This window comes from Psychrobacillus sp. FSL W7-1457, from assembly GCF_038593405.1.
Lineage (GTDB): Bacteria > Bacillota > Bacilli > Bacillales_A > Planococcaceae > Psychrobacillus.
Window position 1 is genome coordinate 108,571 of the sequence record NZ_CP151993.1, and the last position, 13,758, is coordinate 122,328.

General features: G+C 36.9%; 13 protein-coding genes. 8 read left to right on the forward strand and 5 right to left on the reverse strand.

Going from position 1 to position 13,758, the window contains the following annotated elements; all coding sequences use genetic code 11:
- Positions 1 to 65 precede the first annotated feature (65 nt).
- From NSQ95_RS00575 to NSQ95_RS00600, 6 genes are all read left to right on the forward strand, one after another.
- Positions 66 to 263: a PLDc N-terminal domain-containing protein gene (locus tag NSQ95_RS00575; protein ID WP_342560105.1), complete on the forward strand. Its 198-nt coding sequence runs from the start codon at positions 66 to 68 to the stop codon at positions 261 to 263.
- The gene (locus NSQ95_RS00580) at positions 260 to 1,159 is read left to right on the forward strand and encodes an ABC transporter ATP-binding protein (RefSeq protein WP_342560106.1); all 900 of its coding nucleotides are present in this window, start codon (positions 260 to 262) and stop codon (positions 1,157 to 1,159) included. Before NSQ95_RS00575 ends, NSQ95_RS00580 begins: the two co-directional genes overlap by 4 nt.
- Positions 1,156 to 1,938 (forward strand): ABC transporter permease subunit, encoded by a 783-nt coding sequence (locus NSQ95_RS00585; protein ID WP_342560107.1) that lies wholly within the window; start codon positions 1,156 to 1,158, stop codon positions 1,936 to 1,938. Before NSQ95_RS00580 ends, NSQ95_RS00585 begins: the two co-directional genes overlap by 4 nt.
- Before the next feature lie 17 nt (positions 1,939 to 1,955).
- Positions 1,956 to 2,657 (forward strand): CBS domain-containing protein, encoded by a 702-nt coding sequence (locus NSQ95_RS00590; protein ID WP_342560108.1) that lies wholly within the window; start codon positions 1,956 to 1,958, stop codon positions 2,655 to 2,657.
- A gap of 99 nt (positions 2,658 to 2,756) precedes the next feature.
- Positions 2,757 to 3,041, forward strand: coding sequence for a hypothetical protein (locus tag NSQ95_RS00595; RefSeq protein ID WP_342560109.1), 285 nt, complete (start codon positions 2,757 to 2,759; stop codon positions 3,039 to 3,041).
- A 118-nt stretch (positions 3,042 to 3,159) separates the two neighbouring features.
- The gene (locus NSQ95_RS00600) at positions 3,160 to 3,960 is read left to right on the forward strand and encodes a metallophosphoesterase (protein WP_342560110.1); all 801 of its coding nucleotides are present in this window, start codon (positions 3,160 to 3,162) and stop codon (positions 3,958 to 3,960) included.
- Between the two features lie 144 nt (positions 3,961 to 4,104).
- On the opposite strand, the gene NSQ95_RS00605 is transcribed toward NSQ95_RS00600, so the two are convergent.
- The 5 genes from NSQ95_RS00605 to putP form a co-directional block, all read right to left on the reverse strand.
- A complete protein-coding gene (locus NSQ95_RS00605) occupies positions 4,105 to 4,704 on the reverse strand; it encodes a hypothetical protein (protein WP_342560111.1) in 600 nt (199 codons plus the stop codon).
- Positions 4,705 to 4,823: 119 nt separating this feature from the next.
- The gene (locus NSQ95_RS00610; RefSeq protein WP_342560112.1) at positions 4,824 to 5,423 is read right to left on the reverse strand and encodes a response regulator transcription factor; all 600 of its coding nucleotides are present in this window, start codon (positions 5,421 to 5,423) and stop codon (positions 4,824 to 4,826) included.
- Positions 5,424 to 5,425: 2 nt separating this feature from the next.
- The gene (locus tag NSQ95_RS00615; protein ID WP_342560113.1) at positions 5,426 to 6,556 is read right to left on the reverse strand and encodes a sensor histidine kinase; all 1,131 of its coding nucleotides are present in this window, start codon (positions 6,554 to 6,556) and stop codon (positions 5,426 to 5,428) included.
- 86 nt (positions 6,557 to 6,642) lie between these two features.
- A complete protein-coding gene (locus tag NSQ95_RS00620; protein WP_342560114.1) occupies positions 6,643 to 7,695 on the reverse strand; it encodes a fatty acid desaturase in 1,053 nt (350 codons plus the stop codon).
- A 157-nt stretch (positions 7,696 to 7,852) separates the two neighbouring features.
- The gene (gene putP / locus NSQ95_RS00625; RefSeq protein ID WP_342560115.1) at positions 7,853 to 9,343 is read right to left on the reverse strand and encodes a sodium/proline symporter PutP; all 1,491 of its coding nucleotides are present in this window, start codon (positions 9,341 to 9,343) and stop codon (positions 7,853 to 7,855) included.
- Between the two features lie 149 nt (positions 9,344 to 9,492).
- Here putP and NSQ95_RS00630 point away from each other — a divergent pair, with 149 nt between their 5' ends.
- Positions 9,493 to 10,659, forward strand: coding sequence for an exonuclease SbcCD subunit D (locus NSQ95_RS00630; RefSeq protein WP_342560116.1), 1,167 nt, complete (start codon positions 9,493 to 9,495; stop codon positions 10,657 to 10,659).
- Positions 10,656 to 13,736, forward strand: coding sequence for an SMC family ATPase (locus tag NSQ95_RS00635; protein WP_340886265.1), 3,081 nt, complete (start codon positions 10,656 to 10,658; stop codon positions 13,734 to 13,736). Before NSQ95_RS00630 ends, NSQ95_RS00635 begins: the two co-directional genes overlap by 4 nt.
- Positions 13,737 to 13,758: the final 22 nt, after the last annotated feature.

The following is a 13,758-nucleotide window of genomic DNA, read 5'->3' on the forward strand; positions in this document are numbered from 1 at the left end:
CATAGTTTGTGAAAGCTTTCTTTTATATATGCTGTAATTGGAAATTAAAAAAAGGAGGAATCATATTGGATCTTTCAACAATACCTTGGGAATTAATATTACCCATTATTATTTTACAATTCATTTTAATGATTGTTGCCTTTGTAGATCTGATAAAGGTATACGACACAAATGGTCCTAAGTGGCTTTGGGCAATAATTATTTTCATATCAGGAATAATAGGTTCTATTATCTATTTCATAGTGGGGAGACGTAACGAATGAATACATTACTAACTGTTCAATCATTAACCAAGCAATATGGAAGAGAAAAAGTAGTGAAAGATGTTTCCTTTTCATTAATGAAAAATACTTCTACAGCCTTAATCGGTCCCAATGGTGCAGGTAAAACAACTACACTTTCTATGCTTACAGGACTAGTAAATCCATCGTTTGGCGATATTATTCTGGAGAATAATAAGGAGGACGCGCGCAGGATGATAGGTTTTTTACCTCAATATCCTAAGTTTTTCTCATGGCTTTCTGCAATTGAATTTACAGAGATGACTGCAAAGTTAAGTGGGGTAGATGCTAGAGTTGCCGTGAAGGAGTCAGAAAAAATCTTAGATTTTGTGGGGCTCGGAAATGTTAAAAAGAAAAAAACAGGTACGTTTTCTGGAGGGATGAAACAACGATTAGGATTAGCACAGGCAATTGTACATAATCCATCCCTTCTTTTATTAGATGAACCAGTTTCTGCATTGGATCCAGTAGGCAGAAGAGAGATTTTAAATCTTTTAAAGGAACTTCAAGAAAGAACTACTATTCTTTATTCGACTCATATTTTAAATGATGCGGAAGAAATGACGGATCAGCTATTATTTTTGAGAAATGGTGAGCTGGTAGAGCAAGGCTCATTATCAGATGTACGCGAAAAATATGCAAATCCTATGATTAAAATTATCTTTTCCTTAGAAGAAGAGGCTAAAGATTTTGCAAGTAGCTCCCCGTGGAATGTGACACAAAAAGGGTCTTCTGCCTGCATTCCTATAAGGGAAAACGAACCGCGAATGCAAGAGATTTTAGCATATGCGTCTGTAGGAGATTGGTCTGTTCAAAGGGTAGAGAAGGCATCAGCTAATCTCGAAGAAATATTTATGCAGGTGGTGAACAAACAATGAATACATTTTTTATTTTGTTTCAAAAGGAATGGAGAGAAAACATCCGTAATTTTAAGATTCTCTGGATTCCCCTTGTATTTATTCTTTTTGGGATTACAGAGCCTGTCATGAACTATTACATGCCTCAAATCCTAAGCTCTGTTGGAAATTTACCTGAAGGAACAGTCATCGAGTTTCCTTCAATGACCTCTGAACAAATATTAATGTCCACCATTAGTCAATATCAGTTAATCGGTATGTTAGTAGTTATTCTAGCTTTTTCAGGTATTATTTCAAGGGAACGAAAGAATGGCACGGCAACTTTATTATACGTTCGACCACTTTCATTTACAGGTTATGTAGGAAGTAAATTAGCAATCTTGAGTATAATTGTTTTGGGTAGTTTTATTTTAGGAATAGTAGCTAGCTTATATTATACATCCATACTTTTTGGAGTGATAGATTTCTTAAGTTTTATAGAATTTACTAGTATTTATGTTCTGTGGCTTTTATTCGTGATTAGTATTGTTTTATTTACTAGTGCTGCCTTATCAACTGGAATGGCTTCTACCGTGTCTTTTGTGTTGGTAATAATTGTTCAGGTTATAGATGGGCTGCTAGGCACATACTGGACTATCTCACCATGGAAGTTGCCAATGTATGCTGGTTATGTTTTGAACGGTGATGTTGAAAGTAGCTCATATATCTGGAGTATCTTAATTACGGTATTAGCAATCAGCTTCTTATTCATTGGGGCAGTTTTTTTTACCAAAAACAACGTCTGGAAATCTAAAATATAATTCGAGGAGATTTATATATGACATTACGTAACTCGGATCGTTTTATCACTTCTTACAATAGATTAGATAAAATCATGAGAGATATAGCCGGTACTCAGGAACACTTATCCTTTTTTAGGTTAATCGATTTCGCTAAGAAAAAAAACGCTGTACTAAGACGATATGAAGCAGACCTTCGAGAATATGGAGACTTAAGAAACGCAATCGTGCACCATCGTACAACTATGGAATATGCGATAGCAGAACCTCATGAAGAGGTAGTAGCAAAGATGGAAGAAATCGAGGAGGCATTAAGCAAGCCCGTCACAGTAGGGAATATGTTCTCCGGAGAAGTAACTACCTTTCAGGAAACAGATTCTTTAAGCTATGCACTTCAGGTTATTAAGGATAAGAAATACAATCAATTTCCTGTGTATAATGGGGATAAATTTAAAGGTCTTATCACACCTGTAGGAATTACTATGTGGATGGCGAGTAAAGTAGAATCAGAGAATTTCTCGAGAAAAAAAGCAACCTTGGGTGAAATTCTGAAGCATGAAAGTAATAGAGAGAATCACCGCTTTGTTGAAGCAGAGATGTCCGTGTATGAGGCGCTAGAAGTTTTTAAATCAGCAATTGGACGAGGAAAGAGATTAGAAGCACTGCTAATTACTAAGGATGGAAAACTGAGTAACCAACTAATAGGAATTGTAACTCCAATGAGTATGATGAAAATTTAAAAATAGTCATCTATTAGATGACTATTTTCCCTTTTATGACGTAAAATGGAAGTAGACGTGATTTTATCATGTAAACTATAATAGGATGGAGGATTGTATGTGAATACGTATGAAGAGGAGCGTTTACATTATAAAGATGGATCGCCAATAAAAACGTCAACTGAGATGACTGTAATGGAATGGATCATCACGATGCTGATTATGGCTATTCCTATTGTTAATCTGGTTATGTTATTCATTTGGGGATTTGGTAATCCAGACCCAAGACGTAATTTTGCTCGAGCATCACTTATTTGGATGGCTATTTCTATAGGGTTAGTTATAATAATATATATTGTTATAATAGTATTCTTCCTCGCTGCATTTCAAGGTGTAAATTATTAGCACTTATTTCCTGGGAAATTATAATAACCGACAAAATTTAACAATCCCCATTCATTTATGGGGATTTATTAAATTTCTCAGAGGTATCGTTTTTTGCAAATAGACTAGGAGATTTTAGATGAAAAAATGGATTTTTTTATTAGTAGTGATATTAGCTGTGCTACTTTACATAGGGAACACTCGAGTAAGTATAAACGAAGTCGTGATAGAGTCAGAGAAGATTCCAGCTAGTTTTAATGATTGGAAGATCTTACAAATATCCGATTTACATGATGCCAAATTTGGTGACAACCAAGCAAAACTCGTACATAAGATTAAGGATGTAAACCCGGATATTATTTTTATCACGGGAGATATAATCGACAGCAATCGATATGACTTACAAAGTAGTCTGGATCTAGTCAATCAAATTATTAGTATAGCACCGATTTACTATGTTACTGGAAATCATGAAATTGCTACAAATGATGTTAATCATATTAAAACTTCTTTACTGGAAATTGGTGTACGTGTTTTAACTAATGAGGAAGAAATGATTGAATATAATGGAGAGCAAATGCGTATTATCGGACTTGAAGATCCTTTAAGTGGTTTGCTTGTTCGTGATCAGCTAGAGAACTTTGAAAGCAGCGAGGATTATACCCTGGTGTTATCTCATAGACCAGAGGTATTTCAGGATTATGTTAACTCTGAAATGGATTTAGTATTTTCAGGACATGCGCATGGAGGTCAATTTAGAATCCCAGGGTTAGGCGGGTTGGTGGCGCCAGGACAGGGGTGGTTTCCAAAATTCACTGCGGGAACATTTAAAGAAAACGGAACGACTATGATTGTTAGTCGTGGTTTAGGGAATAGCTTGGTTCCTATTAGAGTCTTTAACACTCCAGAGTTAATCGTAGCTACATTAAAAAGTATATAAGCACACTCTGTAAAGGTGATTTGTTTTTAAAGGTATTATCTGTTCATTTCAAACAGATAGTGCCTTTTTTGAATTGTAATCTTCGAATTAAATAAAAAAAGCGAGTGTCGGTACGATTATCGTCCTCCTACTCGCTACAAATAATTACTTTTCAACTATTTGAAAGGTCTCTAAAATAGATCGGAAATTCGAACCATGTCCTTCTGCTGCCTCTAGAAAGTACTTTTGTGTAACAACAAAGCTACCTCCAACGCCATTATCTATGATGTAGATATCACCAACAGGACTATCCCAGTTGGTTAGCCCCGCTGAATCATGGTTAATGGCATGTAGCCAGTATCCTTCCACAGGTTCAGAAACCTTCTCCGTTTCTTTAGGGCTGGTATAGTCAACACTCATTTGTGTCTCGAGAATGGGAAGTAGTTCTTCAGGGGATTGATCATTTATCTGTTCTATTTTTAATGAAACCTCTGGATATTTTTCTTCTAAGGGTACTTTAGTAGTAATGGTATCCGATTGATCACCTTCCACTAACTTATATATATCTTCGTCAAAGGTAATCGTGTAATCGACTTGTTTTTTAGAGGGTTCATATGCAGACCCCTTCGGATCAGGTTGTTGATTTTCCTCAACTATCTCTTTACTAGGAGCTTCAACCTCACTAAACAAATTGGGCAAAAATATGACTAAAATGGACAGCAATGCAATAAGAGTAAGAGACAGAACCAAAAACTTCTTTTTCATTTATTTCACTCTCCTCCTTTTAAATAAAGGATCATACATTCAAACATTGCATAAGCAACGGTATTGTTATTAAAGTATTAGACGTGAAATATGGAAAAAAGTAACTGGTAAATCAACGATTATTTAAACCATCCTTTTTCTTTAAAACGAGATATTGCTTCAATTCTGTTACCCACTTGAAGTTTTTCTAATATTACTGATATATAGTTTCGTACAGTACCGGGAGTAATGTATAACTCGTTTGCAATTTCTTTTGTATTTTTTCCATTGGCGATCAGTTCAAGAACCTGACTCTCTCTGTCTGTTAAAGGATTTTCTTCCTCAAAGGCCATATCAACTAATTCGGGAGCATAGATCCGCCGTCCATCCATAATTATTCGGATGGAATTAGCTAGCTCCTCACTTGGACTATCCTTTAAGAGATAACCATTGACTCCTGCTTTTCGCGCTCTTTCAAAGTAGCCAGATCGAGCAAAGGTAGTTAATATAATTACCTTACATGTGTGATCCTTTAATTCCTCCGCTGCATCCAGCCCACTTTTAATAGGCATTTCGATATCCATAATACAAATATCAGGTTGAAGCTGCTTAATAAGAGCCAGAGCTTCCTCTCCGTTATTTGCTTTACCTATTACTTCCATGTCTTCTTCCAAATTTAGAAGAGATCCAAGTGCTCCTAAAACCATTCGTTGATCTTCAGCGATGACAATTCGTATCATGTCTAATCCTCCTGCCGTGTTTGTAATATTACATTTGGTACTCTGATATTAATTGTTGTACCGTTTTTTGAATAAATATCGAGGGTACCATTAACAAATTCCAGACGCTCCCTAATACCTTGCAATCCATGACCTTTAATCCAGTCCTTACTAAGATCTAAGCCTTTTCCATTATCGTGTACTTTTAATAATGTTTCTCTTGCTGACTGCTTTAATGAAATAGAACAGGCAGTGGCTCCACTATGCTTTACAACATTAGTCACGGATTCCTTCAGACACATACTTAGCATATTTTCAACAATTGGCGGTGTTTTAACAAGATGAAGGGAGCCACTAAACTTACAAGAAATACCTGCTGCATTAAGTATTTGCTGCACTCTATAAATCTCATCCTCTAATTTAGTACCACGCATGTTCGTAACGAGCTCACGTACTTCTTTTAAAACAGAACGAGCTGTTTGGTGAATATCTTGGATTTCATGCTTAGCTGCTTCAGGGTCCTTATCCATTAGCCTTCCAGCTAAGTCGCTTTTCAAACCTATCAATGAAAGCTTTTGGCCGAGTGTATCATGTAGGTCTCTTGCTATTCTTTCGCGTTCTTCTATAACCATATATTGAGCAATACGCTGATTAGCATCTTCTAGTTGGCCTTCTAGCATTTCTCGCTTATGACGATTATAAGTACTAAAAGGCAATAAAATTACCCCAAGTATACATATAACCAAAAATGGCCATTGAGAAAAAAATAGTTCTATTTTTATATAAAAGCCGATAATGACAGCAGTTAAGGTGGAGACAATATTTAGGCTATATATTAAGAAAAAGCCCAATCTTTGTGTAATATTCCCGATAAAAAAGGAAAGAAAGATAGAAAAGTAAATATAGCCATAATAATAGGTCATCAATAAGCTAATTATTATTTCAATAGCTAAGCAAACATATAAAAACCAACCTGTCGACTTAAAAGAAAGACGGTATGCAAGAAAGAATATTCCTGTAAAGAGCAGACCTATAATGATTTCAGATAGCTCGTTTGAACGAAAGATAAAGAAAAAAGGAAAGATACAAAATACAACCCAAGCATAAATACTTAGCCAGGGAGCTTTAGGGAAAATCTGATACCATTTATTCATTTAACAGACACCTTTCACATATACACTTTCTTTTATTATAAAGTAAAACCATCCCCTAGTGGATAAGGAATGGTTTTAAGAGAGGTCTATTTTCCTTCGATTGTTTTATTTTTAGCATTTAGATTAATTGCATCTTTAGATTGTTTAAGCAAATGCTTAATCTCTTTAAAGGTTACAAAGCTTTTGTTCTCTTCATCAAATAAACGGAAATGAATAGATTGTAAACTTGTACGAAGATTTATAGTTGTAGCTTTGTGTAAAGGTGGTGTAGATTCATGTGCTTTTTCTAAGTTGTAATTAGGTACTCTTGGACTTAAATGATGAACGTGATGGAAACCAATGTTGCCTGTTACCCATTGTAGCACTCTTGGTAATTTGTAGTAAGAGCTTCCTTCAATCGCAGCTTTTACATAATCCCATTCTTTCTCATCTTCGAAGTAGGAATCTTCAAACTGATGCTGTACGTAGAACAACCAAATCCCTAATGCTCCTGCTACAAAAAGAATAGTTCCCTGTATAATGGCAAATGCTTGCCAGCCAATTAGCCAAATCATGAAAGAATAAATAGCAATCACTGAAATGTTAATCAGATACGTGTTATAGCGCTCTTTTCCTTTAGCGCCTTTACGGTTAATACGATTACTTACTAGAAATAACAAGGCAGGTCCTAAACCAAACATAACAATTGGATTACGATATAGTCGGTAAGAAAGGCGCTTCATCGGTGAAGCCTCTATATACTCTTCGACTGTCATCATCCAAATGTCACCAACGCCACGTTTGTCTAAATTACCACTAGTTGCATGATGAATGTTATGCTCGCGCTTCCACTTCTCGTATGCAAATAAGGTGATGATACCTGTAATAGTTCCTGTTATATTATTAGCTTTTTTATTTTTAAAGAAAGATCCGTGTGTGCAATCGTGGAAGATAATAAATATACGAACGACAAATCCTGCAGCAATGATGGATAATCCAACAGTCAACCATACAGAAATGTCGAGGCTTAAATAGGCTAAAAACCAGAGGATAAAAAATGGTGGAATTGTATTGATGAGCTGTACTATGCTTTTCTTCAACTCGGAATTTTCAAATGGTTTTACATTCTTACGTAATTCAAGTGTTTTTTCTCTACTCATTATAATTCCTCCTATATACATATTTCGTTATGTTAACTATAAAGCAATGCTGGTATTAGGAGTAGGCATAAACGTCAAGTCAACACTATGACAAGTATCATATAGGACAATATATAGAAAAGGGCTAACCTGCAGTGTGAGGTTAGCCCTTTACTTATTATTTTTTACGCTCTTCTTTTAATAGTTGAACGGTGTCATCGAATTCTTTTTCAATCTCAGCGTTAGGCTTGTAGGTTAACAAGCTCACCACCACCGTAACAATCAGAGCTAAAAGGAAGCCGGGAACTATTTCATATAATGCGTCTTTAAGCGTTTCGTTAGCCTTCCAGATCACAACGGTTACAGCACCGACGACCATACCTGAAAGTGCGCCGGTAGCAGTAATCTTTTTCCAATAAAGTGAAAGTAAAATGACTGGACCAAATGACGCACCGAAGCCCGCCCATGCAAAAGCTACAAGGCCTAAAATAGTCTCGTTTTGTTCCCAAGCAAGCACAGCAGCAATTATGGATACTGCTAGTACAGCGATACGACCATAATTTACATATGTTCGATCAGAAGCATCTGTTTTTATAAATGCTTTATACAAGTCCTCTATTAATGCAGAGGAAGTAACGATTAGCTGAGACGAGATTGTACTCATAACGGCTGCTAAAACAGCAGCAAGCACAAGACCTGCAATGAATGGGTGGAACACAATTTGGCCAAGGGAGATAAATATAGCTTCTGGATCAGTAAGAGTTAGATTAGGGTTTTGTTGGTAATATGCTAGTCCAACAAGAGCAGTGGAAATAGCTCCAACTAAGCTTAGAATCATCCACCCTATACCAATGCGACGAGCATTCTTTGTTTCCTTTACTGAACTAATAGCCATAAAGCGAACAATAATATGGGGCTGTCCAAAGTAACCAAGACCCCATGCTAAGGATGATATAATCCCTGCAGTTGTAGTACCAGCGATCAGGCTTAAATGAGTTGGATTAACCGCCTTGATTGAATCTACAGTTGTATCTATTCCCCCAGTTGCAAATAAGCCAATAATGGGAACGAAAATTAGTGCGAGAAACATAAGAAGACCTTGTAGGAAATCCGTATAGCTAACGGCTAGGAAGCCGCCAAACAGAGTGTAGGCTACTGTAACCGCTGATACAACTAACAAGCCAGTATGGTAGTCTAGTCCAAATGAGCTTTCAAAAAATACTCCACCAGCAACCATTCCGGATGAGACATAAAAAGTAAAGAATAAAAGAATAATGAGACCTGATACTACTCGTAACAAGCGTGAAGATTGCTTCAAGCGACTTTCTAGGTAGCTTGGAATAGTAATGGAATCGTTGGAAACCTGTGTGTATACTCGTAAACGTGGTGCTACATATAGCCAGTTTAAATACGCTCCAATTGTTAAACCAACCGCTATCCAAGCTTCTCCCATACCATGTAGATAGATTGCTCCTGGTAATCCCATTAGGAGCCACCCAGACATATCAGCAGCTCCTGCACTTAAAGCGGTAACTGCTGGGCCGAGTGAACGTCCTCCTAGCATATAATCAGTCAGATTAACGGTTTTTCTATACGAATAATATCCGATAGCAAGCATGGCAACCATATAGATAGATATGGCTATCAATTGATAAGTTTCTGGTGACATATAAAAAATCCTCCTTTTAATCATAATCTTTACATATTTACTATTTAACTTTATATGAAATCTCGGCAAGTTAATATAACCTGTCCTCCTTAAATGATAAAATAGATATAAATTAACATAAAATCTTCAGTGTAGGAGGGTAATTACTCATGAAAATATTTCACACAGCCGACTGGCATTTAGGTAAATTAGTACAAGGGATCTATATGACAGAAGATCAGAGACATGTGTTGGCTTCATTTATAAAAGCAATTGAGGAAGAAAAGCCAGATGTAGTAATCATAGCAGGAGATTTATATGACCGGGCTGTACCACCTGCAGAATCTGTAAATTTGTTGGACAATGTACTTGCAGAGATTGTATTAAAGCATCAGACTCCTGTTTTAAGTATTGCGGGAAACCATGACAGCCCAGGCCGTTTAAATTTTGGAAGAAACATTATGAAAGAAACTGGTTTACATATAGTGGGACAACTAACAAAAGAGTTTAATTCTGTGACAATCAGTGATGAATATGGAGAAGTAGAATTTCATCTAATCCCGTATATGGACCCTTCTCAGGTTAGGTTCATACTCGAGGACGAAACAATCACCAGTCATCAGCTAGCCATGAAAAAAATAGTGGAAGCTATTGAATTGCAAATGGATTTTTCGAAAAGACATGTGTTTGTAGGACATGCCTTTGTTACTCCTCAAGGTCGGGAAGAGGATAATACTAGTGAGTCAGAAAGACCGCTTGCCATTGGTGGAGCTGAGTATGTAGATGCTTCGCTATTTAAGAACTTCAAGTACACAGCGTTAGGCCATCTTCATCAAGCACATTTTGTGCAAAATGAAACCATTCAATACGCCGGATCTCCTTTAAAATATTCCATTTCAGAGGAACACCATAAAAAAGGCTTTCTAATAGTGGAAATAGATGAAAAAGGTTGTGCAAAAGTAGAAAAAAGATTACTTACCCCTAAAAGAGATATGCGCACAGTGGAAGGCTATTTGAATGACATTTTACAGCATCCTACAAGCGAGGATTACATTTTCGTGAAGTTACTAGATGAAACGCCAGTACTTTCACCAATGGAGCAAATTCGAACTGTATATCCGAATGCCATGCATGTAGAAAGAAAAGTATTCCAATCTTTTGGAATAGGAAAAGCAGAAGAACCAAAAAGTCGTCATAAGATGGATGACTTAATGCTATTTGAATCCTTCTATGAGGAAATCAAGGGACAAACTCCGGCTGAGGAAACAAAAGAACTATTTAAGGAAGTACTTTCGGGATTAATGCTTGAAGAAAGAGAAGGAGGAAGCAGAGCATGAAGCCTATTCAGTTAAAAATGACAGCATTCGGTCCCTATAAATACACGGAAACGATTAACTTCATGGATTTGATGGATCATCGATTATTTGTCATATCTGGGGCCACTGGAGCAGGAAAAACGACAATATTTGATGGAATAAGCTTTGCCCTTTATGGCTCTGGGAGTGGGGAGGATAGAAAAGATACGAAAATGTTGCGCAGTGATTTTGCATTGGATCAAACGCATACTTCTGTTGAATTGATATTTGAAATATTTAACCGTAAATATCGTATTTTAAGACAGCTTCCTCACGTTAAAAAAGGAAATAAAAGCTCAACAGGAGAAAAATATGAGTTCTTCGAAATAAAGGAGACAGGGGAAGTACCTGTTGTTGAAAGACAAATAGTTTCAGAGATTAACAAGAAAATAGAGGATATCATTGGACTTACGCAAGATCAGTTCAGCCAAATCGTCATGCTGCCACAAGGCGAATTTAGGAAGCTATTAACCTCTTCTACTGAAAACAAGGAAGCAATTCTTCGAAAAATATTTAAAACAGAACCCTACAGGCTGATTAATGAAAGACTTAAAGAGAAAAAATTAGTAGCTGAGGCAGAGCTTAAAAAAGAAGAAAACACCCGTAATAGTTATTCGGAACAGATTATGGCCTCTTTTCCAAAACGGGAGTCTATTCTTTTTGACCTCCTAGAGGAAGGTAATTATAATATATTCCAGTTAAAGGATGCTTTACAGGCTGAGACTAATTATTACCGAGATAAGATAGAAAAAGACGAGCTCCTCTGTGAAGAGGCATATGAAAATCAGGTAGCGAAGCAATCAGCCTATTACAATGCTAAAAACACCAATACCCAATTGGAGGAGCTTGAGTTAAAAGAGCAAAACCTCCAGCGTCTTCTTAGCCAGGAAGAAACATACAAAAAGGAAGAAAGTAGACTAGAGGCAGCAGAACGGGCAAATACTATAGAAGCAATCGAGAGCCACTATAAAGAAACAGTTACTGAAGGAAATTTAAAGGAAAGCCTATTGCTTAGAGCTAAAGAGGAGCTATCCTTAACATCTAATTCCTTAATTCAGATGGAAGAGGTCTATCTCAAAGAGTTAAGCAAAAAGCAAGACCGTGAACAAAGTGTAGAAGCTTTAATCCAGCTAAATGCTCTATTACCTTTAATGGAAGACCTAGAAAAAAGGAAGCGGCAGTTAAAAGAGTTAGAGGTTAGGCAACGTAATCTCAAGGAGCAGCATGAACTTAAAATAGCTACATACCAACAAGCTAAGGCAAGCCACCTTTTGATGAAAAACGAAATAGAGAAACTAGAGGAGCAAGTAAATCCATTAGATAACAAGGTTCAACAATACTCTCAGATTAAAGGGCAATATCAACTAATGCAGGATTTTATACAGCAGGAGTCCAAGCTTGAGGAATTGAAGAACATAGAAGAAAAGGAAGAGACGATATACCTGAAAGCCCAGCAAACTCTTCAATATGAAGAAGGCAGATGGCTTAATAATCAGGCGAGTATCCTTGCCTCTAGGCTCGTAGACGGTGAAGCTTGTCCTGTATGTGGTAGTACCGAGCATAAGCCAACAAGCACTTATACCCATGAAGCTATATTAACGGATGAGCAAGTGCAGATGCTGAAAAAAGATCTTACGAGTAAGGAAACTAGCTACTTAACTATACGAACCAAACGAGAGCATGCTCTTGAGAACATAGAAAAAATCTTGGAACAGCTAGAAGAGCTACAATTATCTATTCTAGATATAGAGCAAGTAAAAATGGATCTAAATCAGCTAGAAAATGAAATAGAAGGTCTCCGTTCTGATAAAGAAAGCTTAATTTCCTTAAAAGAAACGTACAAAACGAGTGTAAGACAAATAGAGGAATTAGAAGAAAACAAGAATAATATTGAGGCAGATTATATCCATGCAAAGGCCGAATATGAGCAGGCAAATGCCGTCCTAGAGTCCAAACAAAGCTCTATCCCAAGTACAATTTCTAATCTTGAGGAGCTTCACGAACAAATTAATGCTGCTACTAAGCAAAAGCTTCTATTAGAAGAAACATGGGAGAAGGCTCAAAAGCAACATAAAGATGCAGAGGAATCCCATACGAAAGCCCAAATGAGATTAGAGCATGCCACTCAATCCGCAGAGGAAGCAATACTTAAGCAAGAGAAGGCTAAACAACAATTTTTACAAGCGTTAGTAAAGGCTGGTTTTGAAACCAAAGAGGAGTATGAGGAAGCAAGAATGGATGAACCTGCGCGGAAGGCGTTAAGAGAACGTTGTGAAGCATATAAACAGGCGGTACATACATTTACCGAACAAGTGAAGGATGGTTATAAGAAGCTAGAAGGTAAGAGCAAAGTCGATTTGAACGCCCTTGAAGAAGAGTTAAGCCAACTTAAAACTGCATATGAATCTGCATTAAATACTTTGAATAGTACTAAGGAGTTTGTAAAAGCGGGCATAGAAATTCAAGAAAAAATAGCATTATCCAGCGATCGTATTGCTAAGTTAGAGCAACAAGTAAGTCATATTCTCGATTTATACGATTTACTTAGAGGGCAAAATCCTTTGAAAATTTCTTTTGAACGCTATATACAAATAGAGTACTTAGAACAGATAATTCATGCAGCAAATGAAAGACTCAAGCATTTATCGAATGGACAGTACCAACTAATGAGAAGTGATAGACAGGAAACCCACGGCAAGCAAAGTGGACTAGGTCTAGATGTATATGATGCTTACACTGGGCAAATCCGAGATGTTAAAACATTATCAGGGGGAGAAAAATTTAATGCCTCCCTATGTCTTGCGCTTGGTATGGCAGACGTCATCCAAAGCTATCGTGGAAGTGTAAGAATTGATACGATGTTCATCGACGAAGGTTTTGGTTCGCTAGACGAGGAATCTTTAAATAAAGCGATAGACACGTTGGTAGATCTTCAAAGATCCGGTCGCATGGTCGGTGTGATTTCTCATGTTAGTGAGCTTAAGTCGGCTATTCCTGCCATACTTGAAGTCGAGAAGCTAAAAGAAGGCTACAGCCAAACAAAGTTTGTGATTAAGTAACGGAGGGATATCATGGACTTGG